Annotated in this window: 23 protein-coding genes and 1 tRNA gene; 9 read left to right on the forward strand and 15 right to left on the reverse strand. The window is 70.9% G+C overall.

Features of this window, described 5'->3' with window-relative positions:
• The first annotated feature begins 126 nt into the window (after positions 1-126).
• Positions 127-1,425: a class I SAM-dependent methyltransferase gene (locus JIX56_RS27965; RefSeq protein ID WP_257544593.1), complete on the forward strand. Its 1,299-nt coding sequence runs from the start codon at positions 127-129 to the stop codon at positions 1,423-1,425.
• A 150-nt stretch (positions 1,426-1,575) separates the two neighbouring features.
• Here JIX56_RS27965 and JIX56_RS27970 read toward each other — a convergent pair whose 3' ends face one another.
• On the reverse strand, positions 1,576-4,113 hold the full coding sequence (locus JIX56_RS27970) for an ABC transporter permease (protein ID WP_257544595.1): 2,538 nt from the start codon (positions 4,111-4,113) through the stop codon (positions 1,576-1,578).
• Between the two features lie 70 nt (positions 4,114-4,183).
• A complete protein-coding gene (locus JIX56_RS27975) occupies positions 4,184-4,954 on the reverse strand; it encodes an ABC transporter ATP-binding protein (protein ID WP_257544597.1) in 771 nt (256 codons plus the stop codon).
• 469 nt (positions 4,955-5,423) lie between these two features.
• On the opposite strand from JIX56_RS27975, the gene JIX56_RS27980 reads away from it, so the two are divergent.
• Positions 5,424-5,506 (forward strand) — tRNA-Leu (locus JIX56_RS27980).
• Positions 5,507-5,817: 311 nt separating this feature from the next.
• Positions 5,818-6,696, forward strand: a complete 879-nt coding sequence (locus JIX56_RS27985; protein ID WP_257544599.1) for a Bax inhibitor-1/YccA family protein — start codon at positions 5,818-5,820, stop codon at positions 6,694-6,696.
• An 80-nt stretch (positions 6,697-6,776) separates the two neighbouring features.
• On the opposite strand, the gene JIX56_RS27990 is transcribed toward JIX56_RS27985, so the two are convergent.
• The gene (locus JIX56_RS27990) at positions 6,777-7,007 is read right to left on the reverse strand and encodes a DUF4287 domain-containing protein (protein WP_257544601.1); all 231 of its coding nucleotides are present in this window, start codon (positions 7,005-7,007) and stop codon (positions 6,777-6,779) included.
• 103 nt (positions 7,008-7,110) lie between these two features.
• Between JIX56_RS27990 and JIX56_RS27995 the strand changes: the two genes are divergently transcribed.
• Entirely contained in the window at positions 7,111-7,422 is a 312-nt protein-coding gene (locus tag JIX56_RS27995; RefSeq protein ID WP_257544602.1) for a hypothetical protein, read from the forward strand.
• Positions 7,423-7,574: 152 nt separating this feature from the next.
• Here the strand turns inward: JIX56_RS27995 and JIX56_RS28000 are convergent, their stop codons facing one another.
• From JIX56_RS28000 to JIX56_RS28010, 3 genes are all read right to left on the reverse strand, one after another.
• Positions 7,575-8,357, reverse strand: a complete 783-nt coding sequence (locus JIX56_RS28000) for a hypothetical protein (RefSeq protein WP_257551162.1) — start codon at positions 8,355-8,357, stop codon at positions 7,575-7,577.
• 295 nt (positions 8,358-8,652) lie between these two features.
• Entirely contained in the window at positions 8,653-9,873 is a 1,221-nt protein-coding gene (locus tag JIX56_RS28005; RefSeq protein ID WP_257544604.1) for an acetyl-CoA C-acetyltransferase, read from the reverse strand.
• 326 nt (positions 9,874-10,199) lie between these two features.
• Positions 10,200-11,306, reverse strand: a complete 1,107-nt coding sequence (locus JIX56_RS28010) for an SGNH/GDSL hydrolase family protein (RefSeq protein ID WP_257544606.1) — start codon at positions 11,304-11,306, stop codon at positions 10,200-10,202.
• A gap of 168 nt (positions 11,307-11,474) precedes the next feature.
• Between JIX56_RS28010 and JIX56_RS28015 the strand changes: the two genes are divergently transcribed.
• The gene (locus tag JIX56_RS28015) at positions 11,475-12,869 is read left to right on the forward strand and encodes a cystathionine beta-synthase (RefSeq protein WP_257544608.1); all 1,395 of its coding nucleotides are present in this window, start codon (positions 11,475-11,477) and stop codon (positions 12,867-12,869) included.
• A gap of 370 nt (positions 12,870-13,239) precedes the next feature.
• Here JIX56_RS28015 and JIX56_RS28020 read toward each other — a convergent pair whose 3' ends face one another.
• The gene (locus JIX56_RS28020) at positions 13,240-13,677 is read right to left on the reverse strand and encodes a hypothetical protein (protein ID WP_257551164.1); all 438 of its coding nucleotides are present in this window, start codon (positions 13,675-13,677) and stop codon (positions 13,240-13,242) included.
• 314 nt (positions 13,678-13,991) lie between these two features.
• Positions 13,992-14,693 carry a 2-phosphosulfolactate phosphatase gene (locus JIX56_RS28025; protein WP_257544610.1) on the reverse strand — a complete coding sequence of 234 codons (702 nt, stop codon included), beginning with the start codon at positions 14,691-14,693 and terminating at the stop codon, positions 13,992-13,994.
• Between the two features lie 236 nt (positions 14,694-14,929).
• On the opposite strand from JIX56_RS28025, the gene JIX56_RS28030 reads away from it, so the two are divergent.
• The 3 genes from JIX56_RS28030 (at position 14,930) to JIX56_RS28040 (ending at position 18,034) form a co-directional block, all read left to right on the forward strand.
• Entirely contained in the window at positions 14,930-16,507 is a 1,578-nt protein-coding gene (locus tag JIX56_RS28030) for an aromatic amino acid ammonia-lyase (protein WP_257544611.1), read from the forward strand.
• A complete protein-coding gene (locus tag JIX56_RS28035) occupies positions 16,504-17,364 on the forward strand; it encodes a MurR/RpiR family transcriptional regulator (protein WP_257544613.1) in 861 nt (286 codons plus the stop codon). The genes JIX56_RS28030 and JIX56_RS28035 overlap by 4 nt, the downstream gene beginning before the upstream one ends.
• 100 nt (positions 17,365-17,464) lie before the next feature.
• Complete coding sequence (locus tag JIX56_RS28040) at positions 17,465-18,034, forward strand: hypothetical protein (protein ID WP_257544615.1); 570 nt, start codon at positions 17,465-17,467, stop codon at positions 18,032-18,034.
• A 2-nt stretch (positions 18,035-18,036) separates the two neighbouring features.
• Here JIX56_RS28040 and JIX56_RS28045 read toward each other — a convergent pair whose 3' ends face one another.
• From JIX56_RS28045 to JIX56_RS28075, 7 genes are all read right to left on the reverse strand, one after another.
• On the reverse strand, positions 18,037-19,398 hold the full coding sequence (locus tag JIX56_RS28045; RefSeq protein ID WP_257544617.1) for an APC family permease: 1,362 nt from the start codon (positions 19,396-19,398) through the stop codon (positions 18,037-18,039).
• A 145-nt stretch (positions 19,399-19,543) separates the two neighbouring features.
• Positions 19,544-20,263, reverse strand: a complete 720-nt coding sequence (locus JIX56_RS28050; RefSeq protein ID WP_257544619.1) for a lipoprotein — start codon at positions 20,261-20,263, stop codon at positions 19,544-19,546.
• 172 nt (positions 20,264-20,435) lie between these two features.
• Entirely contained in the window at positions 20,436-20,810 is a 375-nt protein-coding gene (locus JIX56_RS28055; protein WP_257544620.1) for a hypothetical protein, read from the reverse strand.
• Positions 20,811-20,826: 16 nt separating this feature from the next.
• Positions 20,827-21,435, reverse strand: a complete 609-nt coding sequence (locus JIX56_RS28060; protein WP_257544622.1) for a roadblock/LC7 domain-containing protein — start codon at positions 21,433-21,435, stop codon at positions 20,827-20,829.
• Between the two features lie 37 nt (positions 21,436-21,472).
• Positions 21,473-22,369, reverse strand: a complete 897-nt coding sequence (locus JIX56_RS28065) for a hypothetical protein (protein ID WP_257544624.1) — start codon at positions 22,367-22,369, stop codon at positions 21,473-21,475.
• Complete coding sequence (locus JIX56_RS28070) at positions 22,366-22,764, reverse strand: hypothetical protein (protein ID WP_257544626.1); 399 nt, start codon at positions 22,762-22,764, stop codon at positions 22,366-22,368. The genes JIX56_RS28065 and JIX56_RS28070 overlap by 4 nt, the downstream gene beginning before the upstream one ends.
• 378 nt (positions 22,765-23,142) lie before the next feature.
• Positions 23,143-24,576, reverse strand: coding sequence for a diaminopimelate decarboxylase (locus JIX56_RS28075; RefSeq protein ID WP_257551166.1), 1,434 nt, complete (start codon positions 24,574-24,576; stop codon positions 23,143-23,145).
• A 155-nt stretch (positions 24,577-24,731) separates the two neighbouring features.
• Between JIX56_RS28075 and hutU the strand changes: the two genes are divergently transcribed.
• Positions 24,732-26,405 (forward strand): urocanate hydratase, encoded by a 1,674-nt coding sequence (hutU, locus tag JIX56_RS28080; protein WP_257544628.1) that lies wholly within the window; start codon positions 24,732-24,734, stop codon positions 26,403-26,405.
• Positions 26,406-26,517 lie beyond the last annotated feature (112 nt).

The following is a 26,517-nucleotide window of genomic DNA, read 5'->3' on the forward strand; positions in this document are numbered from 1 at the left end:
TGCGCGACCACCCCCCACGCACCCGCACCCGAAGAACACACCTCCCGGCGGGAATACGGCTCAGCCCCGCAGGTGATTACGTTGGCGTTGGACATTCCGGGATCTCTCGTCACGGAGGTGTGCGCCATGCAGGACGCCGCGTCGCGGCTGAAGACCCTGCTCGAGCAGATGCTGGGGGCCCCGCTCCCGGTCCGGCTGCGGGCATGGGACGGTTCGGAGGCCGGCCCCCCTCAGGCCCCCGCACTGGTGGTACGGAACCGCAGGGCCCTGCGCCGGCTGCTGTGGAAGCCGGGGGAACTGGGCCTCGCCCGCGCCTGGGTCGCCGGAGACCTCGGCATCGAGGGGGACCTGTACGCCGTACTGGATCTGGTGGCCGGACACGTGTGGGAGCGGGACGAGGACGCCCGGAGCCTCGCCGAGTCCCTGCGCGACCCGGACGTGCGGGCGGCCGTCAAGGGCCTGCTGAAGCTGGCCGGCCCCGCTGTCCTCCTCCCGCCCGAACCGCCGCGCGAGGAGGTCCGCACCCGCCACCTGCACACCAGGCGCACGGACAGACGGGCCGTCAGCCACCACTACGACGTGGGCAACGACTTCTACGAGCTCGTCCTCGGCCCGTCGATGGTGTACTCCTGCGCCTATTGGGCGGCCCCCGACGGCACCACCCTCGAAGCCGCCCAGCACGACAAACTCGACCTCATCTGCCGCAAACTCGCCCTCAGCCCTGGGCAGCGGCTCCTGGACGTCGGCTGCGGCTGGGGCTCCATGGCCGTCCACGCCGCCCGCGAGTACGGCGTCCATGTCGTCGGTGTCACCCTCTCCCAGGAGCAGGCCGCGTACGCCCGTAAACGCGTCGCCGACGAGGGCCTGACCGACCGGGTCGAGATCCGCGTCCAGGACTACCGCGACGTCACCGACGGGCCGTACGACGCCATCTCCTCCGTCGGCATGGCCGAACACGTCGGCGCGGACAAGTACCTGGAGTACGCCCAGGATCTGTACCGGCTCCTGGCCCCCGGCGGACGGCTGCTCAACCACCAGATCTCCCGGCGGCCGCAGCGCGACGAGAGCACGTACTCCGTCGACGGCTTCATCGACGCGTACGTCTTCCCGGACGGCGAACTCGCCCCCGTCGGCACCACCGTCACCCTGCTCGAACGCGCCGGGTTCGAGGTCCGCGACGTGGAGTCCCTGCGCGAGCACTACGCCCTCACCCTGCGCGCCTGGGTCACCAACCTCGAAGCGCGGTGGGCCGAGGCCGTCGGCCTCGTCGGCGCGGGCCGTGCCCGCGTCTGGCGCCTCTACATGGCCGCCTCCGCCCTCGGCTTCGAACGCAACCGCATCGGCGTCAACCAGGTACTGGCCGTACGGACCCCGGAAGGGGGTGCGTCGGGGCTGCCGCTCAGGGCCCGGACCTGGGGAAGCTGACGGCCGTACGGGGGCGTGTGCGGGCGTGTAGGGGGGGGCGGCGGTGAGTGAGCGCCCCCCCGTAGGACCCCCGGACGCGCGAGCGCGAGTGGGCCCCCGTTCCTGCGCGGAACGGGGGCCCACTCACCTGCTGTCACGCCTCCCTCGCGGCTACTCCGACTTGATCGCCGCCAGCATGTTCAGCTTCGCCGCGCGGCGGGCCGGCCACAGGGCGGCCAGGATGCCGACCGTGGCGGCCAGGAGGAGGAAGACGGCCATCCGGGCCCAGGGGATGACCAGTTCGTACGTCGGCATCTTGCTGGCGATGAGTTCGCCGGCGGCCCAGCCGAAGAAGACGCCGAGGCCGATGCCGAGGACACCGCCGAAGAGGGAGATGACGAGGGACTCCAGTCGGACCATCCGCTTGATGCCCTGTCGGTCGAGACCGATCGCGCGGAGCATGCCGATCTCCTGGGAGCGCTCGAAGACCGACATGGCGAGGGTGTTGATGACCCCGAGGACGGCGACGATCACGGCCATGGCCAGCAGTCCGTAGAGCATGTTCAGCATCAGGGTGAACATCTTCGCGATGTCGTCGGAGAGGTCCTGCCCGCTCTGGACCTTGATCGCCGGGTTCTCGCCGAGGGCCTTCTCCAGCCCGTCCTTGGTGGCGTCGGAGGCGCCGGCCGAGGTCTTGACCATGACCATCATGTCGGCCGGGTCGGCGGCGGCCGGCAGGCGCTCGGTGAGCGTGGCGTTGTCCAGGAGGATGCCCTGGATCAGTTCGTTGCTCTCGTAGACCCCGGCGACCGTCAGCTTCTGCTTCTCGCTGCCCTGGAACCCGGCGGTGAACTCCGAACCGGCCTTCCAGCCGCGCCGCTCGGCGGTCTCCGCGTCCACGACGACGTCCGCGCCGCCGACCTTGAACGTCCCGTTGTCGACGGGGAGGTCCGTGAGCTTGCCGATGGCCGAGCCGTTGACCCCGGTGAGGTACTCGGTCTCGCCCTCGATGCGCGACTCGGCGTTGCGCAGCGACGAGGTGGCGGTGACGCCCTCGGCGGCGGCGAGCTTCTTCTCCACTTCGGGGGAGAGGTAGTTGCCACTGGCCATCGAGACGACGTAGTCCGCCTTGATGGCGTCGGCGGCCATCTTGCCGATGGACGTCTGCAGGCTGCCCGCCATCACCGTCATACCGGTGATCAGCGTCAGGCCGATCATCAGCGCCGAGGCGGTGGCGGCGGTGCGGCGCGGATTGCGGACGGAGTTCTGCCGGGCGAGCTTGCCGGAGATCCCGAAGACACGCATGACGGGGGCCGCGGCCGCGATCAGGGGGCGGGAGAGGAGGGGCGTCAGGACGAAGACGCCGATGATCAGGAGGACCGCGCCGATGCCCATCGGGGCCTGGCCGTCCGAGCCGTCCATCGTCGTGGCGTACAGGACGGTGGCGATGCCCGCGCCGGAGAACAGCGCGCCGATCGTGTTCCGTACGACGAGCGACTTGGTCGTCGCCTTCGCGTGGACGCTGCTCATCGCGGCGACCGGCGGGATCTTCGCCGCCCGGCGGCCCGGCAGCCAGGCGGCCACCATGGTGATCAGTACGCCGACGAGCAGGGCGGTGGCGACCGTGCCGGGGGAGACCACCAGCGGGCCGTCGGGGACCGTCTCGCCGAGCGCGCCGACCAGGGCCCGCATGCCGGCGCCGATGCCGACACCGGCGGCGAGACCGGTGACCGCGGCGACCGCGCCCACGACGAACGCCTCGATCAGCACGGACCGCGTCACCTGGCGGCGGGAGGCGCCGACCGCGCGCAGCAGCGCCAGCTCCTTGGTGCGCTGGGCGACCAGCATCGTGAAGGTGTTGGCGATGATGAACGTGCCCACGAACAGGGCGATCCCCGCGAAGACCAGCAGCCCGTTCTTCAAACCGCTCATCTCGGCGGCGATCCGCGTGGCCTGGTCGTCGGCGAGCAACTGGCCGGTGGTGGTGTACGCGGTGTCCTCGGGGAGGATCTTCTCGACGGCCGACTGCAGCTGGTCCTGGCTGGTGCCGGCCGCCGCCGTCACGTTGATCGCGTCGTACTCGCCGTCCATGTGGAAGAGCCGCTGCGCGGTCGCCGTGTCGAAGAGGGTGAGGCTGCCGCCGGCCGCGACATTGCCGTCGTCCGTCGTGAAGATCCCGGTGACGGTGGGCGTGAGGACCGGCCCGTTGACGGACAGCCGGACGGTGTCGCCCACCTTGTACCCGGCCCGCTTCGCGGTCTGCGAGTCGATGGCGATCTCGTTCTCGCCCTTGGGCGCGCGGCCGTCCTGGATCGGATACCGGGGGTCGTCCGTCTCCCAGTAGTTGCCGCCCTGGGACTGGAAGCCGCCGCCGATCAGCTCGCCGTCCTTGTCGGCGAGCGCGGTGAACCCGCTCACCACACCGGTCGCCGACTCGGCGCCGGGCGCGCGCTCGACCTTCTTCAGCAGCTCCGGCGTCAGCTTCGGCTGTTCGGCGATGGCGTCGCCCTCGTCCGGTCGGTAGTCCGGCTCGATCGCGACGTCCACGTGGTCGAAGCCCTTGGCCGAGCTCTTCTGGAGCGCGTCCGAAATGGTGTTCGTGAAGACCAGCGTGCCGGACACGAAGGCGACGCCGAGCATCACCGCGAGCACGGTCATGAGCAGCCTGGCCTTGTGCGAGAGCACGTTGCGCAGGGCGGTACGGAACATGAAGGGGTCCCTGTTTCGGGGTGGGGAAGCGATGACGGGTGGTCGGGTGCTGCCTCGGGGGCGAACTGCCCTAGCTCGTACGGCCCTTGGTGTCGAACCGCTTCATACGGTCCAGGACGGAGTCCGCCGTCGGCTCGTGCATCTCGTCCACGATGCGCCCGTCGGCGAGGAAGATGACCCGGTCCGCGTACGCCGCGGCCACCGGGTCGTGCGTCACCATCACCACGGTCTGCCCCAACTCCCGTACGGAGTTGCGCAGGAAGCCCAGCACCTCGGCGCCCGAACGCGAGTCGAGGTTTCCGGTCGGCTCGTCCCCGAAGATGATGTCCGGCCGCGAGGCGAGCGCCCGTGCCACGGCCACGCGCTGCTGCTGACCGCCGGAGAGCTGCGCGGGCCGGTGGGTCAGCCGGTCGGCCAGGCCCACCATCTGGATCACGGTGTCCAGCCACCGCTTGTCCGGTTTGCGGCCCGCGATGTCCATCGGGAGGGTGATGTTCTCCAGCGCCGTCAGCGTGGGCAGCAGGTTGAACGCCTGGAAGATGAAGCCGATCTTGTCCCGGCGGAGCTTGGTGAGCTGCTTGTCCTTCAGTGAGCCCAACTCGGTCTCACCGATGCGGACGGAGCCGGCCGAGAAGGTGTCCAGGCCCGCCACGCAGTGCATCAGCGTGGACTTGCCGGACCCCGAGGGGCCCATGATCGCGGTGAACTGGGCCTGCCGGAAGTCGACGGTCACCTGGTCCAGGGCGACCACCCGGGTCTCGCCCTGTCCGTAGACCTTCGACAGTTCCGTGGCGCGGGCGGCCACGGCGGTGGCCCGGTCGGCGAGGGGAGTGGTGGTCACGGGTGGGAACTCCTTGCGGGACGACGGCATGTGGGGGCCTTCGAGGGACGGCCGGGGACGTGCCCGGAGGCCGTTTCGTGGAATACCTCCATCGTCGCGACGGAAGGGCGCCGTGTAGTCAGCCGCAGTTCTGGTTCCGGGGGCAGACTTCTGACGGACGGACAGGCGTCGCGTCATACCTGGGGATGACGGCGGGCCCCGAGGGGGCCTCTGGAGCGCATGACCGACACGAGTCACCGCGTCACCGCTCGTATCCACGGTGGGACCGCCCGTTCGGGCGGTGAAATTCCGTCATTCCGCATACACCCGGTCGTGGCCTCCGAAAGGCTACTGGCAAGTGCGGATGGCGTGTTCCCTGGGCTGATGCACCCTCAGACGTCAATAAAATAAGACAACATCGGTCCGCTCATCGACTGTTCGGGGGAAGCGTCCCGATAGGCTCGGCACCTCAGCGCGGAGCCCATGGCCTGCCCGGATGGTGGAATGCAGACACGGCGAGCTTAAACCTCGCTGCCCCTCGCGGGCGTACCGGTTCAAGTCCGGTTCCGGGCACCTCCGACCAACCCCGCACACATTCCCCCATAACCCCACACTCTGCCCCCTCGGGCAACCCACACCCGGCACTCCCCCGGCCGTACGTCGTTTCCCTGGCCGCCGGTGGTTGATCGCGGTTGATCTCTGGACGATCGCGGGTGTGTACCGGGTTCGTCATGGATTGAGGGTGGTGGGACGGGGAATCAGGGAGACGCGTAGCGTGTTCGATGACAGGGCAGGGAAAGATCCTCCCCAAGCACTAGGGTCAATCCTTTGCCTACCTATTACTCTTGAGCCAAGGCCACGCAGGGTGGCCATGGAGGAGTGAAATGAGGAGCAGCAACCCGGTCTTCTCGCGACGGGGGTTCAGCCGCGACAACGGCCACGCGGGCTTCAACACCGCGCCGCAGGCCGGGGGAGCAGCTGTCGGCACCCAGGGCAACCCTTACGCCCAGGGCGGCAACCCGTACGCGACGAACCCGTACGCCCAGCAGGACGTACAGCACGGCGCCCCGCCGCAGGCCCCGGTCACCACCGGCCGGATGACGATGGACGACGTCGTCATGCGCTCGGCCATGACGCTCGGCACCGTCGTCGTCGGCGCGATCCTCGCCTGGGCCCTCCTGCCCGTGTCGCCCACGAGCTACGGGCTGGCCATCGGCGCCGCGCTCATCGCCTTCGTCCTGGCGATGGTGCAGTCCTTCAAGCGCAAGGCCTCGCCCGCGCTGATCCTGACGTACGCCGCCTTCGAGGGTGTCTTCCTCGGCGTGCTCAGCGAGATGTTCAACTCGCAGTGGAGCGGTGCGCCCTTCCAGGCGGTGCTCGGCACCATGGCCGTCTCCGGCGCCACCCTCCTGGTCTACAAGGCGGGCTGGATCCGGGTCACCGCGCGGTACGCCCGCATCGGCATGACCATCGCGATCGCCTTCATCCTCGTCATGGCGGTCAACCTGCTGCTGGTCGTCTTCGGGCTCGCCCCGGACGGCGGACTGCGCAGCATGGGCCCGCTCGGCGCGATCGTCGGCATCCTCGCGATCCTGCTCGGCGCGTTCTTCCTGACCCTCGACTTCAAGCAGGTCGAGGACGGCATCGCGTACGGCGCCCCGCGCGAGGAGGCCTGGCTGGCCGCGTTCGGCCTGACCATGACCCTCGTGTGGATCTACGTCGAGATGCTCCGCCTGGTGGCCATCTTCAGCGGCGACGACTAAAGCGCCCCGCAAGGCGACGTGACACGGTCGAAGGGCCCGCGAACCGACAGGTTCGCGGGCCCTTCGTGGTTTCGGTGTCCTCAGCGGAGCTTGCGCGCGGCCCTCCTCAGGTCGTACTCGTGAACGATCGCTTTGGCGTGGCCGTACGCGAGGTCGTACTCGTGCCGGAGCCAGCTGACCTTCTCCTCGAAGTTGAAGAGAGCGGGGCCTTCGTCGACTTTGCGGATCCAGTCGGAGATCTCACGACCGGTGCAATGGGGGATGCGGGCGAGCAGGTTGCGATGGGTCTCCTCAGAGAAGACTTGGGACATCGGCGCCTCCGGACGAAAGGGAATGTAAGCCGGTCCTTCAGGTCACGTTGCCTGAGTGGCGGCCTGTTGGCAACAGTCCAGTTAAGGCGCGTACTCTCGCGGCGTGCTTGATACGACGCCGTTGACCCGTGCCGTGGACCATTTCGCCGACCGGTTGCGGGCCGCTCCGCAGAGCCGGCTGCAGCGGGGCGCCGCCGCGGAGGCGCTGGCGCTGGCCAGGGCTTTGGCACTGCGTGCCCAGCGGTTGGAGTCGCCCGGGGGGCCTCTTCGGGAGATGCCGGACGTGGGGATGTTCGCGGCGGCTGATCAGGTCATGGTTGCCGGGAATGATCTCGCGCTGGTTCTGGGTGATGAAGGCGAGTTGGCGGAGGCGGTTGCGCTGGTGGAGGAGGCTCAGCGGCGGGCCGGGGTGTGAGTCGGCGCCCAGGAGCTCGGGGGCCACTGTGATCGGGCGGCTGCGGGTTGTCTGTGGCTGATCGCGCCCACGCGGCGGTAGCCGCATATCCAACACAGCTCCGCGCCCCTGATGGGGCGCGGCTGCCCTTCACCGGCAGCTGAAAAATGGTCCTACAGTGACGCGATCACCCTGTCCGCCAGGATGTAGACCATGTCGTCGCCGCACTGGAACGTGAGGGTGTAGGCGCCGGAGATGCCCGAGCCGCCGAGGAGGACGGGGGTGTCGCCGGTGTGGAGGGCGCCGGCGAGCCGTTCGGCGGTTTCGCGGTGGCCGGGCGTCATGCAGAGGGTGGTGCCGTCGGCGAAGACGTAGACGTCGAGGGTGCCGAGGGGACCCGGGCGGACGTCGGCCAGCTCGGTGCGGGACGCGGCGAGGTCCTCCAGGCAGGCGACCGTGCGCTCGTGGTCGGTGGTGACAGCTGACTGCACCGGCACGAAATCGGGGTGCGAGGGGTGGCGGCGGCGGGCCGCGGCCAGCTCCGCGGAGTCCGCGGCGAACTCGTCGCCCTCAAGGCTCGGCTCGGTCACCGGCTCAAGGTGCTCCAGACCCGCGAAATCGGACTGCCTGGGCAGGAACAGGTCACTGTCGGGCAGACCCAGCAGGGAGGGCGTGTCCGAGACGTCACGGGACTCCTGGGCGGCCCAGAAAGCCCGCGCCTCGGCCAGCTCACGCTCCCGCTCCTCGGCGAGCGCCTCGGCGACGGCCGCGCGTATCTCCTCCGTGTCGGCGGCCGGACGGGCGGCCGGCACCAGGGCGCGCCTACCGACGGCCCGGCTCTCGGCGAGCTCGGTGCGCAGGGCGGCGACCTGTCGGCGCAACCCCGTGAGGGTGCGCAGGACGGCGACGCCCACGGCGGCGGTGGCGGCCGTGGCGAGCAGCAAGGCGATCGGCATGGCGCTCACTGACGTACTCCCGGTTCAAAGTCGACCCCCGACTTCCTACATCAGCTTGAAGGGCGGACTAACCAGCTGTCAGTGCGTAACGTCACGAAACGGGCAGGATTTTTGTCCCGATGTTTGGTGGTGAAACGGCTCTGACCTGCGTACATCGCTCTCCGGGGGGAGATAGGTCACATCCTGGGGGAGATTGGATCACAAAACGGCCCGGAGCCCCCCAGAAACCGGGACTCCGGGCCACAGCATCACCGTGCGCACCCGTACGGTGACGGGTTCGCGCGCGGGCGGTCGGTCAGCTGAGGCGCTCGATGACCATCGCCATGCCCTGGCCGCCGCCGACGCACATCGTCTCCAGGCCGAACTGCTTGTCGTGGAACTGGAGGGAGTTGATGAGCGTGGCGGTGATACGGGCGCCGGTCATGCCGAAGGGGTGGCCGACGGCGATGGCGCCGCCGTTCACGTTCAGCTTGTCCAGCGGGATGTTCAGGTCGCGGTACGAGGGGATCACCTGGGCGGCGAAGGCCTCGTTGATCTCGAACAGGTCGATGTCGTCGACGGTGAGGCCCGCGCGGGACAGGGCCTGCTTCGACGCCTCCACCGGGCCGTAGCCCATGATCTCGGGGGAGAGGCCGGAGACACCCGTCGAGACGATGCGGGCGAGCGGGGTCAGACCCAGCTCGCGGGCCTTCGTGTCCGACATGATCACGAGGGCGGCGGCGCCGTCGTTCAGCGGGCAGCAGTTGCCGGCGGTGACCAGCCCGTCCGGGCGGAAGACCGGCTTCAGGCCCTGTACGGCCTCCAGGGTGACGCCCGCGCGCGGGCCGTCGTCCGCACTGACGACCGTGCCGTCGGGCAGCGTCACGGGGGTGATCTCGCGCTCCCAGAAGCCCTTCTTGATGGCTTCCTCGGCGAGGTTCTGCGAGCGGACGCCGAACTCGTCCATGTCCTGGCGGGTCACACCCCACTGGCGGGCCAGGTTCTCGGCGGTCTGCCCCATCGCGATGTACGGGTCGGGGAGCAGGCCGTCCTCACGCGGGTCGTGCCAGTCGGCGCCCTCCGACTTGGACACGGCCTCCGTACGGGCCTCGGCCTCGGCGAAGAGGGGGTTGTGCGTGTCGGGCAGGCCGTCGCTGGTCCCCTTGACGCTCCGGGACACCGTCTCGACACCGGCCGAGATGAAGACGTCGCCCTCGCCGGCCTTGATGGCGTGCAGGGCCATGCGGGACGTCTGGAGCGAGGAGGAGCAGTAGCGGGTGATCGTGCAGCCCGGCAGGTGGTCCATGCCCAGCTGTACGGCGACGATCCGGCCCAGGTTGTGCCCCGCCTCGCCGCCGGGGAGGCCGCAGCCGAGCATCAGGTCGTCGATGTCCTTCGGGTCCAGCTCCGGGACCTTCGCGAGGGCGGCCTCGATGATCGTGGCGGTCAGGTCGTCGGGGCGCAGGTCCTTGAGCGAGCCCTTGAAGGCGCGGCCGATGGGGGAGCGGGCGGCTGAGACGATCACGGCTTCGGGCATCACGGCTCCATTGGCATGCGTACGGAAAGCAGGGCTGTGGGGGAAGTTACCCGTACGTACGGGTCGGGTCACGGGCAAGGGGGTGTGACACCGACCGCACTTTTCTAAGCGCTTGCTTTTTGCTGGGCGCCTCATGGGTGGGGGGTGCCTGTGATCGGGCGACTGCGGGTGATTCGTGGTTGCTCGCGCAGTTCCCCGCGCCCCTTAAACGACACGGCCCTACGGGCCGAAAAGCAAGGGGCGCAGCCCTGCTTTTCAGGGGCGCGGGGAACTGCGCGACCAGCCCCCACGCACCCGCAGTCGCCCGATCACAGGCCCCCCACCCATTAGGCGCCCGGCTGCGCCTCCGCGGCCGCGGCCGGCGTCGGGTCCGACACCGGCACCCTCCGCCGACGCCGCCGCTTCAGCAGAGCCCAAGGCCCACGCGGCCCCGTAGGCATGGCGGCCGTCACCTCGGTGCCGGCCTCCGACGCGGCCTCGGCGGCGGCGCGGGCAACCGGCAGGAAGCCCTCGCGGCGGCTGACATCCGGCCGCTCCTCCTCCGCCGGCCACAGGCCCAGCGCCGCGCACACCGTCGGCAGGACGGCCATCGCCGCGGTCGCGTAGCCCTCGGCGGAGGGGTGGTAGTTGTCGGGGCCGAACAGTTCGCGGGGGTTCTGTTCGAACTCGGGGCCGAGGAGGTCTCCGAGGGACACGGTGCGGCCGCCTTGTTCGACGGTCCCGATCGTCTGGGCGGCCGCCAGCTGCCGCGAGGCCCGGCGGGCGAGCCAGCGCAACGGCTGCTGCACGGGCTCGATCGTGCCGAGGTCGGGACAGGTGCCGACCACCACCTCCGCGCCGGCGGTCCGCAGCCGCCGTACGGCCGCGGAGAGGTGGCGGACCGAGCGGGTCGGGGGCATCCGATGGGTCACGTCGTTCGCGCCGATCATGATCACGCAGACGTCGGGGACCTGGGCCGGGTCCTCCAGGACGAGTGCCACCTGCCGGTCCAGGTCGTCGGACTGGGCGCCCGGCAGCGCGACGTTGCGCAGCCGCACCGGGCGCTCGGCCACCGCCGCGAGCCCCGAGGCGATGAGGGCGCCCGGGGTCTGCCGGGCCCGGTGGACGCCCTGGCCGGCGGCCGTGGAGTCGCCGAGCATGACGAGGCGGAGCGGGGGATCGCCGGGAGTGTCGTACGAACTACCGTACGAGCCGTATGAGTCGTACGTACGGCCGTGCCGACTGGCGTACCGACTGCCGTACGCGTGGCCGTACAGCCCCTCCGCGCTCGGGGGATGCGGGCTGTGCCCGTTGCCCACGACGCGCCTGGCCATCCGTACCTCGGCCAGCAGCACACCCACGGCCGCCGCACCGACCAGCCCGATGCCACCACCGCCGTACGCCGCGCCCGCCGCGATACGCCGGGCCACCCTCGCTCTGGACATGCTCGACATACGCCGCCGCCACCTCCTTGGAGGACCTGCCTTAGCCGTACACACTCATTGCCCCGTACCGGCCCTCGGTCAATCCCGACGGAAGGTGAACAGGGAGGAGAAGAGTGAAGGCGGGGCTTAGGCTGGCGGAACATCACGACATCCCTTTTCGCGGCTCCGGAGACAACGGTGCGATTCCACGACTCGATGATCAGCCTCGTCGGCAACACCCCGCTGCTGAGGCTCCACAGCGTGACCGAGGGCATTCAGGCGACAGTCCTGGCCAAGGTCGAGTACTTCAATCCCGGCGGTTCCGTGAAGGACCGCATCGCACTGCGCATGATCGAGGCGGCGGAGAAGAGCGGAGAGCTGAGGCCAGGCGGCACGATCGTCGAGCCCACCAGCGGAAACACCGGTGTGGGGCTCGCCATCGTCGCCCAGCAGAAGGGGTACAAGTGCATCTTCGTGTGCCCCGACAAGGTGAGCACCGACAAGATCAATGTGCTGAGGGCCTACGGGGCCGAGGTCGTGGTCTGCCCCACCGCTGTCGCCCCCGAGCACCCCGACTCGTACTACAACGTCTCCGACCGGCTGGTCCGTGAGACGCCGGGTGCCTGGAAGCCCGACCAGTACTCCAACCCCAACAACCCGCTCTCCCACTACCACTCGACCGGCCCTGAGCTGTGGGATCAGACGGAGGGGCGGATCACGCATTTCGTGGCGGGTGTGGGGACCGGCGGGACGATCTCCGGCACGGGGCGTTACCTGAAGGACGCCAGCGACGGCCGCGTCCAGGTCATCGGCGCCGACCCCGAGGGGTCCGTGTACTCCGGCGGCTCCGGGCGGCCGTACCTCGTCGAGGGCGTCGGTGAGGACTTCTGGCCGACCGCGTACGACCGGACCGTCGCCGACGAGATCGTCGCCGTGTCCGACAAGGACTCCTTCCAGATGACCCGGCGGCTGGCGAAGGAGGAGGGCCTGCTCGTGGGCGGCTCCTGCGGCATGGCCGTCGTCGCCGCGCTGAAGGTCGCCGAGCGGCTCGGCCCGGACGACGTGGTCGTCGTCCTGCTGCCGGACAGCGGGCGCGGCTACCTCAGCAAGATCTTCAACGACGAGTGGATGGCCGACTACGGCTTCCTGGAGGACGAGGGGCCGAGCGCGCGCGTCGGCGACGTCCTCAGCCACAAGGAGCACGGCGCCATCCCCTCCCTCGTGCACATGCACCCCGACGAGACGGTCGGGCAGGCGATCGAGGTGCTGCGGGAGTACGGCGTCTCGCAGATGCCGATCGTCAAGCCGGGCGCCGGGCACCCGGACGTGATGGCCGCCGAGGTGGTCGGGTCCGTCGTCGAACGGGAACTGCTGGACGCCCTGTTCACCCAGCGCGCCTCGCTCGACGACCCGCTGGAGAAGCACATGTCGGCGCCGCTGCCGCAGGTCGGTTCCGGTGAACCGGTCGCCGACCTGATGTCCGTGCTCGGCTCGGCGGACGCGACGATCGTGCTGGTCGAGGGCAAGCCGACGGGTGTCGTCAGTCGGCAGGACCTGCTCGCGTTCCTCGCCAAGGGCGGGACGAAGCAGTAGAAATGCCTCACCGGGGGAGGAGGTGCCCTCAAGAGGCTCTCCGGGGTGAGGAATTGAGCGGTCGCGCGTTTAACTTCGCGGAAGTGGTACGAGCGCGACACGTCCGCGCAGCACTCGCTTAACACGGGTCCGGCACATTAGTGGATGTCGGCAGGGCGGGAGCGGCTCCCCGCCCGGGCCGGCAACCAAAACGGCGCCAAGGACCTCCGGAGCGGCTCCCGGACCTCCATGGACGCCAAGGACGCGTAAGCCCGGTCCTGACCCGGCCCGCGTCCCTCGCGGGGACCGCCGTCGTCCCGCCCCCCGTCACACGGGGGTGCGGCGGTCCCCGCGCTATTTTTTTTGCCCTCTTCCGGGAACCTAGTCGGGATCACTCTTCCCAGTCCGAGTCCCCCTGCTTGCCCCTGCGGCGGCGCAGGGCCGAGGAACCGCGCAGCGCCCACGCCATGTTCACGCCCACGATCCCCGCCCAGGTGACGAAGAGACCGGGCAGGTCGGCGACGCCGCCGCCGATGCCGGAGAGGGGGATGGCGACGACGAGGGAGACGACGCCGAAGCCGTAGCGTTCGCCCCAGGTGTCGGTGGACTTGGGGGAGCGGGTGCCACGGGCCACCACCATCTGCTGCTCGGCGACCTGCCGCCGGACCCGGCGGTCGACCGCGCCGTCGATGCGCTGGTCCACCTTCTCCAGGAACGACTCCACGAGCGCGGACTCGTAGTCGTCGCCCAGCTCTTTCCGCGCGTGCAGGGTGGCGGCGAGTTCCTTCTTCAGCTCGGTGTCTTCGAGTTGTGCGTCACGGGCATGCATTCCGGTCATGCCGTTCACGGTAGGGAGCCGGGGGCCGCTTGACACTGGGGTTAGCCCCCCTGTTCCCGGCACCACTTGGTCCCGAGGGTGCCCGCGTTGGACCTCACCTAGTGCCGCGTCAGCCAAGGTTCGCCCCGTCGCGACGCCCGGCACGCTCCCCCATTCTCGGCTTCGCTCGAACGGGAGGGGCCCCCACCGCCGCACCGGCCGAAAGCCCAAGTACGTCCGGTCCATCGACGGGGCCTTCCGGCCGGCACGCCGAGAGCACGCACCGGACGCCGCTCCTTGACGGGCGAACCTTGGCTGACGCGGCACTAGATCGAAGCCTCGTCGGTCGGCGAAGGCACGGCGCGCGGGCGGAGGACCATGAGTGAGTCCTCCAAGGCCGCCACCATGGCAAAGGGGAACCGGTCGAGCTCAAGACAGAGTGCGACGTCATCAGGATGGACTCCTTGACGCACACCCTCCGCCAACTCGGCGGCGGCGCGTGACTCGCCGGCGCGGCGGAGGAACTCTGTTGCGTCCGTCCCAGCCTCGGTGGCCCTGCGAGCGATGTACTGAGCGCACGCCAGATCTTCGTCGGCCTGCCCATCTTCGCCCGTGACCACGAACGTGACACTGTCGCTCCTGCGCGTCCGCAGGAGCCGAGCCGTTGCCTCCGCCACCACGAAGCCGGCGCACAGCACCAGCGACGCCTCCTTGACCGCGAGGGCGCCGACCGTCCCTGCCGTGGTCTTCTGCACAACGGTCCGTCCGCCAAGGTCGACAGACCGCAGCAGGCCCGGCGAGTTGACCATGTCGAACCCGGGCGCGGGCGGGCCGTCCTTGAGCGCCATCCAATCCGGGTGGCGAGCCTTGACCGCCAGGGCCTCGTCCAGCGACTCAGCGAGAACGATCTTCTCCGCCCCCTGGGCAAAGACCCAGGCGGCCACCGTGAAAGCACGCATGACGTCGACCACGACCGCCACGGACGGGGCTTCGACCAGCTCGGCGATGCCAAGGAAACGAGCGTCCATCCGATCATGATCGAGCATGCCCGACCCGAAGCACCCGGACAGAGATGCGCATCACACCGACGGTCTCGGAACGCAACCCCTCGACTTCGTGCCCCTGACCGCGCTCGGTGGTCGTGCGGGGACCCCTTCACCGGATTCTCAGGTCCGGCAGCTCTTGCCCGGCCTGTATAGCTTCATGCAGAGTTCTCGGTGTCTGAATATGTAGTGTCTGCTTGGGGCTGAGGAGGCTGCGGGTGATGTCCTCTCGGATCAAGGGCGCGACGGACGGCCCCACTCCCGCCGTGGCGGCCGCTCCGACCGGTCTCGTCGTCCTCGACGGGCACGCGCTCGGTGTCGCCGATGTCGTACGGCTCGCCGACGGGGCCGCGCGGCCCGTGCCGGGCAGTGAGGCGATGCGGCGGGTCGAAAAGTCCTGGGACGCGGCCCGGCAGATCGCGGCGACCGGACGCGTGTACGGCCGCTCCACGGGCGTCGGCGCCAACCGCAGCGAGGACGTGCCCACCGAGGCCGCCGCCGAGCACGGTCTGCGGCTGCTGCGCAGCCACGCCGGGGCCATCGGGGAGGAGCTGCCCGCCCGGGAGGTACGGGCCATGCTCGCCGTACGCGCCAACCAGCTGCTCGCGGGCGGCGCCGGGCTCCGGCCGACCGTGGTCACCGCGCTGTGCGAGGCGCTGGAGAGCGGGGTGTACCCCGTGGTGAACGAGTTCGGCTCGGTGGGTACGGGGGACATCGCGGCGCTGGCGCAGATGGGGCTGGCGCTGGCGGGGGAGCACCCCTGGCGGGGGCCGGGGACCTCGGTCGAGGTCGGCTCCGGCGTTCCCGAGGCCCAGCCGCTCGACAACAACGACGCCCTCGCCCTGATCAGCAGCAACGCCCTCACCCTCGGACAGGCCGCACTGGCCCTGCACGAACTGCGGGGGCTGATCGCCGCCACCCAGGTCGTCGCCGCGCTGTCGCTGCTCGCGGTGGACGGCTCGCACGAGGCGTACGCGGCTCCCGTGCACGTCGCGCGCGCCCACCGGGGGTCGCGCGAAGTGGCGCGGCGCATGCGGGAGCTGATCGGCGCGGCCGACCGGCCGACCCCGCCGCTGGGACGGATCCAGGACCCGTACGGCTTCCGGTGCCTGCCGCAGGTCCACGGGCCCGCCCTGGACGCGGCGGACGCGCTGGACGGCGTGCTGGAGGTGGAGATCAACGCGGCGGCGGAGAACCCCCTGATCTGCCCCGAGGACATGGCCGCGTACCACCACGGCGGCTTCTACCAGGCACAACTCGCCCTGGCGTTGGACCACTTCAGGCTGGCAGCGACGCAGGTGGCGCGGCTGTCGACGTCCCGGCTGTCCTCGCTCAACGAGCCCGGGTACACCCGGCTGCGGCCCTTCCTCGCCGACCACGAGCCCGCCTCGTCGGGCGTGATGATCCTGGAGTACGCCGCCGGGGCCGCCCTCGGTGATCTCCGGGCCTTCTCCGCGCCCGCGTCGCTCGGCCACGCTGTACTCTCCCGGGGCGTCGAGGAACAGGCCAGCTTCGCCTCGCTCGCCGCACGGCAGACGCTACGGGCGTGCGGCGCGTACCGGCTCGTCGTCGGCTGCGAACTCGTCGCCGCGGTACGGGCGTTGCGCCAGCGGGACCTGCGGCCGGATCCGGAGCTGCCCGTCGGGCGGGCGCTGGAGCTGGCGGAGGCGGTGCTCGACCCGGACCCGGCCGACCGGCCGCTGACGGCGGACGTGAGCGCGGCGGCCGTACTGCTCGACCGGTTCACCGAGATCTGGACGGACGTCCAGGACGACCTGCGGAGGGGGAGCGCGTCATGAGCGCGGACAAGGGCACGGGCGTGACGGACAGTCCTGCCGCGCGGTTGCAGACCCTCTTCGAGGGGCACCGGCTGACGCCCACCCAGCGGCGGATCGCCCACAGCATGGTGCGGCGGGCGGCGGACGCGCCGTTCCTGTCGAGCGTGGAGCTGGCGGAGCTGGCCGGGGTCAGCCAGCCGTCCGTGACACGGTTCGCGGTGGCGCTGGGCTTCGACGGCTACCCGGCGCTGCGCAGGCATCTGCGGGACGTCGCGCCCGCCGAACCGGCCCCGGACACCACCGCCTACAACGAGTACCAGCAGGCCGTCGAGGCCGAGATCGAGAACCTGCGGCATCTGGCCGAGGTGCTCGCCGACCCCGCCCCGGTGACGCGCGCCGGGCGGCTGCTGGCCGCGTCCCGGCCGCTGCCGGTGCTCGGGCTGCGCGCCGCGGCCTCCCAGGCGTACGGCTTCGCGTACTTCGCCGCGAAGGTCCACCCCGACGTACGGCTGCTGCACGAGGGCGGCAGCATGCTCCACGACCGGATCGACGCGGCGGTACGGGCGGGCGCGACCGCCCTGCTCTGCTTCGCGCTGCCCCGGCATCCGCGCGAGGTCGTCGAGACCCTGGCGTACGCCAAGGAGGCGGGGCTCTTCGTCGTCACGGTCGCCGACTCCGCCTTCGCGCCCGTCGCCAAGGTCTCCGACCTGCTGCTGCCCGCCGCCGTCGGCACCGGGCTCGCCTTCGACACCGCCTGCGCGCCGATGCTGCTGGGCCGGGTGCTCCTGGAGGCCATGTGCGACGACCTGCCGGAGGCGCAGGCCCGCCTGGAGGAGTTCGACGCGAGGGCCGCGACGCGGGGGCTGTTCGTGGAGTAGCACTTCGGGAACGAATCCGTGATTCTCAGGCGCGTTTCACGTTCGCTGGTTACCGTGCCGGGCGACTGTCGTACGACCTTGGAATTACGGGAGGCGGAGCGTGGCGCGCGGAGGGCAGGGGCTGGCTCGGGTGGCCGTCGTGGTGCGGGCCGGAGCGGCACCGTTGTGGTGGCTCGGAGTGGTCGCGGCGGGCATCGGTGTGGTGCCGTCGGGGCTGACGGGGCGGCGGATCGGGGTGCTGGCCGGGGCCGTGCTCTTCCTCGTCGCCGCCGGTGCGGTGGCGTGGGTGCGGCGCGGCCGGTATCTCACTCCGGCGCGCGCTGCTGTGCGCGCTGGCAAGCACGATGTGCTCCAGGACCGGGCCGTCACTGCTCGCAACTGGCGCCGCGGGCACCGCTGGTGGCTGCTCCTCGGCTTCGCGGCCGCGCTCGGCTCCTCCTTCGCGGTCCCCGCGGCGGGCGGCATGCTCCTCGCCGGCCTCGGCACCGGCCTCCGCCTCAAGGCGGCTTGGTTCGGCCGCCACGAACTCGCCACGGGTCAGCTCTACTGGCTCCGCGTCGACTGGCTCTCGGCCGGGGCCGGCCGCCCGACGGGCAAGCGGGTGGCCGGCTACCGGACCACCGGGCTCGGCGCGGGCGACGCGGGGCCCGGGGGCGGGCGGCGGAGGTAGGGCTACTCGCCGCGTGTCCGCAGGACCAGCTTGTTCACGGCCCACAGGGCGATGCCGATGGCCAGCAGCACACCGGCGCGGATGTAGACGTCGGCCGGACGGTCGGCCAGGGGGCTGGCCAGAATCAGTGCGGTGACGGCGCCGAGGACGGGCAGAACCGTCGGTGTCCGGAAGTGGGCGTGGTCGACGGGGTCGCGGCGGAGCACCAGCACCGCGATGTTGACGACGGCGAAGACACAGAGGAGGAGGAAGGCGGTGGTGTCGCCGAGGCCCTCGATCTCGCCGGTGGAGACGAGGCCGATGGCCAGGAGGGTGACGAAGACGATGCCCACGACCGGGGTGCGGCGGCGGGGCAGGACACGGGCCATGCCGCGCGGCAGGATGCGCTCGTTGGCCATGCCGTAGCAGAGACGGGAGGCCATCATGATGTTGATCAGGGCGGAGTTGGTGACCGCGAAGAGGGCGATCAGCGCGAAGAGTTTGTGCGGGAAGTCGACCCCGCCGGCCTTCACCACTTCCAGCAGCGGGCCGCTGGAGCCCGCCAGGGTCTTGGAGTCGACCAGCAGGGACGAGACCAGGGCGACCAGGACGTAGATCGTGCCGGTGACCGCCACGCCGATGAAGATCGCTCGGGGGAAGGTCCTGGTCGGGTCCTTCGTCTCCTCCGCCATGTTCACCGAGTCCTCGAAGCCGACGAAGGCGAAGAAGCCGAGGGCCGTGGCACCGAGAACGCTGGTGAGCAGCGCGTATCCCGCGCCGCTCGCCTCGAACTCGGTGAGGCGGGCCGGTTCGCCGTCGCCGCCCAGGACCGCCCAGGCGCCGATCGTGAGGATGATCAGCAGGCCGGTCAGCTCGACCAGGGTCAGCACCACGTTCGTCTTCACCGACTCGGAGACGCCCCGGAGGTTCAGGGCGGCCAGCAGCACGATGAAGGTGATGGCGATGAGGGTGGGCGGCAGGGCGCCGTTCGTCAGCTCGTCCAGATAGTCGCCGCTGAAGGCGCGCGCGGCGGCGCTCGCGGACGACAGGCCCGAGCACATCACCATGAAGGCGACGATGAAGGTCACGAAGGGCAGCTTGAAGGCCTTCTGCGTGTAGAGGGCCGCCCCGGCCGCCTTCGGGTACTTGCCGACCAGTTCGACGTACGAGGCCGCCGTCAGGATCGCCACCACGAAACCGATGACGAAGGGGAGCCAGAGGGCTCCGCCGACCTTCCCGGCGACCTTGCCCGTGGTCGCGTAGATGCCAGTGCCGAGGATGTCGCCGATCACGAAGAGGATCAGCAGCTTGGGCCCGAGCACCCGCTTGAGGCCGGCCTCCTCTGCGGGTGCCGGTGTACCGGTGGTGCTTTCGGTGGTGGACAAGAGAACCTCCCCCGATCGGTGATCCGTCCGAGGGAGTCCTGCCCGGTCGCGGGCCATGGATGCACTCGCAACCGATTCTCAGAGGTTCACCAGAGGTTCGGAGGCATGGGCACGGCTCGCGGGGTGAGTGTGGGGCGCGCGGGGCTCAGGTGGTGCGCAGGGTCCGCCTGGCGAGCTCGTACGCCGGGAGCATCTCCTCGTGTTCCTGGGTGTCGAAGCCGCCGAGATGGACGACGACGGGGCCGTCCGGGGTGACCGCGAGGAAAGCCCGCTCCTTCTTCGTCTCCTCCAGGACCTCACTGGTGTAGAGGTACTCGACCTCGGCGCCGGAGACGTCGGAGTCCGAGGTGAACGCGGTGTACTCGGCCTTGCTCGTGTTGCCCTCGGCCGCCACGAACTCCTTGAGCAGTGCCTCCGCTTCGCCCTCCTTCGCGCCCGCCTCGCCGGTCCAGACCCGGAGGAAGCCGATGTTCCCGGCCGGCTTGGCGTCGATCTCACAGGCGGCGGTGAACGGGCCCTGGTGGAGCAGCCCCTCGGCCAGCTCCGCGGCGAGCTGGTCCTCCTCGGAACCGCTCCCGCCGCCGGGCACCTCCGTCTCGACGGCCTCCGGCTGCCACTTCTCGGCCGTGTCGAAGGTGACCGGCAGTTCGCAGGCGGAACCGGCCGCGCCGACGCTGCCGCCGCTCTCGACGGTGCCCTCCGGGGCCTGCGCCATCGCCTCCGCCGCAGCCTCCGCCGTTGCCGGCTTGGTGGCGCCGGCCGACGCCTTAGCGTCGTCGCCGTCGGCCGCCTCCGAGCATCCCGTCAGCACCCCGGCCAGCAGCGCCATCTGCGCCAGCACCGTCCCCCGTACCGCTCTTCCCACGGCCACCCTCCCCTTGTCGTTCCAGGGCGGACACGGTAGCCGAGGGACAGGGACGGTGTTCGCACGGGTGTGCGGGGGTGGGGCTTCTGCCGGGGAATGCGCTGGGCGGCGCTCCCCGCGTGAGGGGGGCGCCGCCGGAGCCCTCAGGGTGATCACCCTGGTGTCAGCGTGGTCAGACCTCCAACTCCGCCTCGATCCTCTTCAGCTGGTGCCTGGCCATGGCCAGGTTGGCCCGCTTGGAGTCGAGGACCAGATAGAGGAAGAGGCCGTTGCCGCCGCGGCCGGTGAGAAGGCGGATCAGGTGGTACGCGTCGGACAGGGTGATCAGGATGTCCTCGATCTCGCCCTTGAGGCCGAGGTGTTCCATGGTGCGCAGCTTGGCGCGGACGACATCGGTGTTGCCGGCGGCGGCGACGGTGAGGTCGAACCCCTTGCTGCCGCCGATCGTGCCCAGTGCCATGCCGCTGGTGTAGTCGACCAGCGCGGCGCCGGTCGCGCCCTCGATGGACGCGAGGGCCTCTTTCAACGCGGTCTCGGTGTTGGCCATGGTGTGCGGTGTCCTTTCAACTCTCAGTGGTGGTAGCGGTGTTGGGAGTGGTTCTGGGGGTGGCGCGTGGGGTGGTCGTGCGGGGGGTCCGGCGGGGCATGGTCGACCTGACCGTGGCCGTGGCCGGCGTCTGTGGCGAGATCGCGGTGGTGGCCGCGCTCGGGGCGGTGTTCGGGGCGGCGCTCGCGGTTTTCGCCGCCGACCGGGCCGCGTTCTTGGTGGCCGCCTTGGCGGCGGCCGTGTCGTCCGGCCGGGGCGGGGCGTCCATCAGCTCGCCGATACGGCTGCCGGCGCGGCGGCCCTCCAGGTGCAGTCGGCCCACGTTGACCCGGTCCTGGGCCAGCAGGGTCAGCACGGCCGAGTCGCCGGCCGCGTAGGTCGCCACATAGCCGTGGTCGCCGCGCAGCAGCAGTTCGCGGAGCTCGCCCCGGCCGGCGGCGTCCGTCATCCGCACGGCGACGCCGAGCGCGGCCGCGGTGAGCGCCGCCAGGCCCTCCGGTTCCACGCCGGGGGTGTCGTGAGCCAGGACCAGCCCGTCCACACTGGCCGCGAGCGCGCCGGTCAGCTGGGGTACACGGGCCCTCAACCGGTGCAGTTCATCGAGGACTTCGGCCTCTGCGGCCATGAGCAGTCTCCTCTCGGCGGGACGCTCCCGCTGCCGCTCAAAGGGCCTCCAGCGCATCCCTGAGCCTTTGCAGTAGGGCCACGTCGGGGTCTGTGGTGGTGAGCGGCCAAGGTGGGGTGGGGTGTGATTTCCCGTCACCGACCGCCAACTCCGCCGACGGGTCGCGGCCCGGTTCGGTCGGCAGGGCATGGCCGGGGCCGGCCGGCATCGGTGGTGTTCCGGCCGGGCTGTGCCGAGTGGGGGATATGAGGCCCGCCGCCGCCAGCCGTCGTACGTCCACCAGGGTGTGGAAGGCGGGGCGCCCCAGGGTCAGGGAGATCTCGGCGGCCGTGCGGAAGCCGTTGACCTGCCCGAGTACGGCACCCTGGCGGGCCGGGACCGGTGGGACGTCCAGGCTCGCCGCCCTGATCAGCGGGGCGTCGTCGGTCGCCGGGTCGGGCCAGATGCGGTGCAGGAGGTCGCGGCGGCGCCGGGCCTCGCGCTCCACGGTGGCCACCGGCACCGGGCGGATCGGTCCGAGCCAGTGCGCGGCCCCGTAACGGAAGCGGGCCGGCGCGCCGCTCGGGCCGAGGACGAAGTACGCCGCGTCGAACAGCGCCCCCGCGTGGCACAGCTCCAGCGCGCCCCGGGCGACCCGGCCGCTGTCCACGAGGAACCGCCCGACCCGCAGCCCGGCCCCGGCCGTGTCGACCGCCTCCCGCCAGCCGTCGCCGTCCAGGATGCCGCCGGTGGTGAGCAGCACGTCGAGGCCGGGGGAGCGGGGGCTCTCGGCGTGCACGACCTCGCCCTCGGACAGATACAGCGAACCACTCTCGCGCAGCAGTACGCCGGTGGCCCGCTCGGCGGCGAGCCGGCTCAGCATGGGGGAGACGGCGTGCGGGGTGTGCTCGTCCCGCACGGGCAGCCGGGGCGCGGGTGTGGTGATCACGCTCATGCCAGCACCAGCCGTCCCGCCATCTCGCCGAGCCGGATCCGGGCCAGCGCGAGATTGCCGTCCGTACGGGTCAGCCACAGATGCAGAAACACACTGCTGTCGAACGTCGTCCGCACGAACCGCAGCACGTGGTACGTGTCCCGGTTGCTGACGATCAGGTCCTCGACCGGCAGATCCGCCCCGGACCAGTCGGAACCCGCCTCCGGCGCGAACGCCCGGTGCTCCGCCGCGAGCCGCGCCAACTCGGCCGCCTCCGCCGCGGTCGTCTCATGGTCACCGCCGGGTGCCTCCCCGACCGTGCCCAGCGCCAGCCCGCTGGTCCAGTCGACCACCGCGGCGCCCAAGGCACCGGGCAGCCTCATGGCCTCCACCAGACACTCGTCGATTCCGGGCACCGTGGCTCCCCCTCCTGCCTGCGGTTCGGCTGAGTGACCCAGACGCTACGCAACGTGTGCGCGAGGAGTGAGGGATCTGGCATTTTCCAGCGGAACATGCGGCCAGGCGACTAACGTAGGTCGACTTGCCTGGTTTTCACCGCTGTTGAGACCCGGGAGGCACGCTGCCGTGTTGACGTGGGCATATGCGGACACCTCGCATGCCGGGCCGGGTCGCGACGCCGGGCGTCAATCCTTCTGGGGGGCTTGAGGAGCGCGCGAATGGGGGCGGTTAATACTCCTGGGCGCCCCCCGGACACCCAGGGGCGCGGGGAACTGCGCGATCAGCCACGAACAACCCGCAGCCGCCACATCACAGTTACCTCGAGCTCTCAGGCGTCAAAGCCCCAACAGCCCCGACCTCTCCACTCCCCCCGCCTCCGCCACGATCTCCTCCACGGTCTGCGCCTTCCGAACCACCGCGAACCGCATCTCCCCCTCCCCGGGGGCGTACCCATAAACCCCCGGCCGCGGCAGCGAGTTGTACGCATAGTGGTGCGCGAAGTAATACGCGCCCGTGTCCAACGCGGCCGCGTAATCCCCCGGCTCGAAGAGCGGCAAAGCCCGCCCCTCCGCCAGCAGATCCCCCGCGAAACACGCCGGCCCGGCCACGTCCTGCACCGCCACCGGCCCGCTCTTCACCCGGCCCTTCCCGTCGTACGCCGCGATCCGCAACGGCCAGGACCCCGGCGCGTACACCGTCCGCGTCGCCACCTGCACCCCCGCATGGGTGACCGCGATGACCCGCCCGCCCGCACTCTTCGTGTACTCCACGCGCGCGACGATCGTCCCGTGCTTCGCGAGCAGCGACCGCCCGAACTCGGTGACCAGCCCGTACCGCCCGTCGAACAGCCCCGGCACCGCCTCCGCCAGCAGCCGCGCGTACTGCTCGTACGTCGGGGTCGCCGCCTCCGACGCGAAGTTCACCGGCAGTCCGCCGCCGATGTCGATCGTGTCGATCTGCCGCCGCCCGATCCGCCGGTTGATCTCCTCCGCCAGCTCGTACGTCTCGGAGATCCCCCGCGTCATCAGCGACAGCGGCATCCCCTGCGACCCGGTGTGCGCGTGCAGCCGGCTCAGCCAGGGGCGGTCCAGATACGCCTGTACGACCCACTCCCGGGCGCCCTCGTCCCGGAGCGCCACCCCGAACTTCGACGTGGCCGTCGCCGTGGACAGCGCGTCGATCGTGCCGCCGCCGACCTGCGGGTTCACCCGGATGCCGAGGGGGGAGCGGGTGGTGGCCGACCGTACGAGCGCGTCGATGCGGTCCAGCTCCTGCGGATTGTCCGCGTTGACCGCGATGCCCAGCGCCAGCGCCTCCCGCAGCTCCGCCGGGGTCTTGGCGGGGGAGTCGAGCACGGTCTGCTTCGGTGACATCCCGGCCGCCCGTGCCAGGGCCAGCTCCCCGGCGCTCGCCACCTCCGCGCCGATCCCCGCCTGCCGCAGCAGCCGCAGCACGGGCACGAGCGGCGTCGCCTTCACCGCGAACGCGTGCAGGACGGGTGTGCCGGGCGCCGTCACCGCGTCGAACGCCCTCCGCAGCGCTCCCGCCGAGGCCCGGATCCCGGTCACGTCCAGCAGCGCGACCACCGGAGTGCCGGGACCGAGCAGCCCCTGCTCCACGGCCGCCCGCACGGCCTCGTCCCGCCGGGCGGCCCGCTCGCCGTCGGTGTCGAACAGCCGCAGCGTGCGCTCACCGTCCCCCTCGTCCCGCGGGTGGGCGCAGCCCTCGGCCGACCTGTCCTCACCGGTCCCGTTCGTCACGTCTCCCATCTGTTCCCCCGTTGTCGTGTCGATGTCCGCACCCACGCGGCCAGTGTGTCCAGCCAAACACCCGCGACGCGCCGTCGCTGGCCGTACGACTGTATTGACTAGTTCTATTCATCAAGTCAGGATGTGAATAGTTGCTGTAAAGCGAGGAGGCAGACGTGTCAGGACCCCGCCCCGTTCGGGCGCCGCGCGGTACGGAACTCAGCGCCCTGGGCTGGCAGCAGGAAGCCGCCCTGCGCATGCTCCAGAACAACCTCGACCCCGAGGTCGCCGAGCACCCCGACAAACTCGTCGTCTACGGAGGCACGGGCAAGGCCGCCCGCGACTGGCGCTCCTTCGACGCCATGGTCCGCACCCTGCGGACCCTCAAGCAGGACGAGACCATGCTCGTCCAGTCCGGCCGCCCCGTCGGCGTCATGCAGACCCACGAGTGGGCGCCCCGCGTCCTCATCGCCAACTCCAACCTCGTCGGCGACTGGGCCAACTGGGAGGAGTTCCGGCGGCTCGAACAGCTGGGCCTGACCATGTACGGGCAGATGACCGCCGGCTCCTGGATCTACATCGGCACCCAGGGCATCCTCCAGGGCACCTACGAGACCTTCGCCGCCGTCGCCGCCAAGAAGTTCGACGGCACGCTCGCCGGGACCATCACCCTCACCGCCGGCCTCGGCGGCATGGGTGGCGCCCAGCCGCTCGCCGTGACCATGAACGACGGCGTCGCCCTCTGTATCGACTGCGACCCGCGCGCCATCGAGCGCCGTATCGAGCACCGGTACCTCGACGTGAAGGCCGACTCGCTCGACCACGCCCTCCAGCTGGCGGTGGAGGCCCGTGACGCCCGCCGTCCGCTGTCCATCGGCCTCCTCGGCAACGCCGCCGAACTCGTCCCCCAGTTGCTCGCCATGGGCGCCCCCATCGACATCGTCACCGACCAGACCTCCGCCCACGATCCGCTGGCCTACCTGCCGGTGGGCGTGGACTTCGACGACATGGCGTCGTACGTGGCGAAGGACCCGGCCGGCTTCACCACCCGTGCGCGTGAGTCGATGGCCCGGCACGTCGAGGCCATGGTCGGCTTCCTGGACGCCGGTGCCGAGGTCTTCGACTACGGCAACTCCATCCGTGGTGAGGCCCAACTCGCCGGATACGAGCGGGCGTTCGCCTTCCCCGGCTTCGTCCCCGCCTACATCAGGCCGCTGTTCTGCGAGGGCAAGGGCCCCTTCCGGTGGGCGGCCCTCTCCGGCGATCCCGCCGACATCGCCAAGACCGACAAGGCGATCCTCGACCTCTTCCCCCAGAACGAATCCCTCCACCGCTGGATCAAGATGGCCGGGGAGCGCGTCCAGTTCCAGGGCCTGCCCGCGCGTATCTGCTGGCTCGGCTACGGCGAGCGGGACAAGGCCGGTGAGCGGTTCAACGACATGGTGGCGAGCGGGGAGCTCGCGGCGCCGTTGGTGATCGGCCGCGACCACCTGGACAGCGGCTCCGTCGCCTCCCCCTACCGCGAGACCGAGGCCATGCTCGACGGCTCCGACGCGATCGCCGACTGGCCGCTGCTGAACGCGATGGTGAACGTGGCGTCCGGTGCCTCGTGGGTGTCCCTGCACCACGGGGGCGGCGTGGGCATGGGCCGCTCCATCCACGCCGGGCAGGTGACCGTGGCGGACGGCACGAAGCTGGGCGGGGAGAAGATCCGCCGGGTGCTGACCAACGACCCGGGGATGGGTGTGATCCGGCACGTCGACGCGGGCTACGACATCGCGGAGTCCGTCGCGGACGAGCGGGGCGTGCGGGTGCCGATGCGTGAGGGCGGCGAGGGTGAGGACGCGTGACCCGGAGCGAAGGCGGACGTAGCGGCAGCGCCTCGGCGGGGGCCGATGCCGCGTCGCCGCCTGCGCCCACCCGTTCCGCCATGCGGAACGACTACCCACAGCCTGTGGCGGG

Origin of the sequence: Streptomyces sp. CA-210063 (assembly GCF_024612015.1) — a bacterium.
Lineage (GTDB): Bacteria > Actinomycetota > Actinomycetes > Streptomycetales > Streptomycetaceae > Streptomyces.

What these genes read in the sequence shown, in the direction of transcription:
- JIX56_RS27965 (WP_257544593.1), top strand. Translation starts at nt 127, where the DNA reads ATGCAGGACGCCGCGTCGCGGCTGAAGACCCTGCTCGAGCAGATGCTG.
- JIX56_RS28065 (WP_257544624.1), bottom strand. Translation starts at nt 22,369, where the DNA reads ATGAGCGTGATCACCACACCCGCGCCCCGGCTGCCCGTGCGGGACGAG.
- JIX56_RS28025 (WP_257544610.1), bottom strand. Translation starts at nt 14,693, where the DNA reads ATGGACGCTCGTTTCCTTGGCATCGCCGAGCTGGTCGAAGCCCCGTCC.
- JIX56_RS28055 (WP_257544620.1), bottom strand. Translation starts at nt 20,810, where the DNA reads ATGGCCAACACCGAGACCGCGTTGAAAGAGGCCCTCGCGTCCATCGAG.
- JIX56_RS28030 (WP_257544611.1), top strand. Translation starts at nt 14,930, where the DNA reads ATGTCCTCTCGGATCAAGGGCGCGACGGACGGCCCCACTCCCGCCGTG.
- JIX56_RS28060 (WP_257544622.1), bottom strand. Translation starts at nt 21,435, where the DNA reads ATGGCCGCAGAGGCCGAAGTCCTCGATGAACTGCACCGGTTGAGGGCC.
- JIX56_RS28075 (WP_257551166.1), bottom strand. Translation starts at nt 24,576, where the DNA reads ATGGGAGACGTGACGAACGGGACCGGTGAGGACAGGTCGGCCGAGGGC.
- JIX56_RS28035 (WP_257544613.1), top strand. Translation starts at nt 16,504, where the DNA reads ATGAGCGCGGACAAGGGCACGGGCGTGACGGACAGTCCTGCCGCGCGG.
- JIX56_RS28000 (WP_257551162.1), bottom strand. Translation starts at nt 8,357, where the DNA reads ATGCCGATCGCCTTGCTGCTCGCCACGGCCGCCACCGCCGCCGTGGGC.
- JIX56_RS28020 (WP_257551164.1), bottom strand. Translation starts at nt 13,677, where the DNA reads ATGCATGCCCGTGACGCACAACTCGAAGACACCGAGCTGAAGAAGGAA.
- JIX56_RS28005 (WP_257544604.1), bottom strand. Translation starts at nt 9,873, where the DNA reads ATGCCCGAAGCCGTGATCGTCTCAGCCGCCCGCTCCCCCATCGGCCGC.
- JIX56_RS28010 (WP_257544606.1), bottom strand. Translation starts at nt 11,306, where the DNA reads ATGTCGAGCATGTCCAGAGCGAGGGTGGCCCGGCGTATCGCGGCGGGC.
- JIX56_RS27970 (WP_257544595.1), bottom strand. Translation starts at nt 4,113, where the DNA reads ATGTTCCGTACCGCCCTGCGCAACGTGCTCTCGCACAAGGCCAGGCTG.
- JIX56_RS27985 (WP_257544599.1), top strand. Translation starts at nt 5,818, where the DNA reads ATGAGGAGCAGCAACCCGGTCTTCTCGCGACGGGGGTTCAGCCGCGAC.
- JIX56_RS27990 (WP_257544601.1), bottom strand. Translation starts at nt 7,007, where the DNA reads ATGTCCCAAGTCTTCTCTGAGGAGACCCATCGCAACCTGCTCGCCCGC.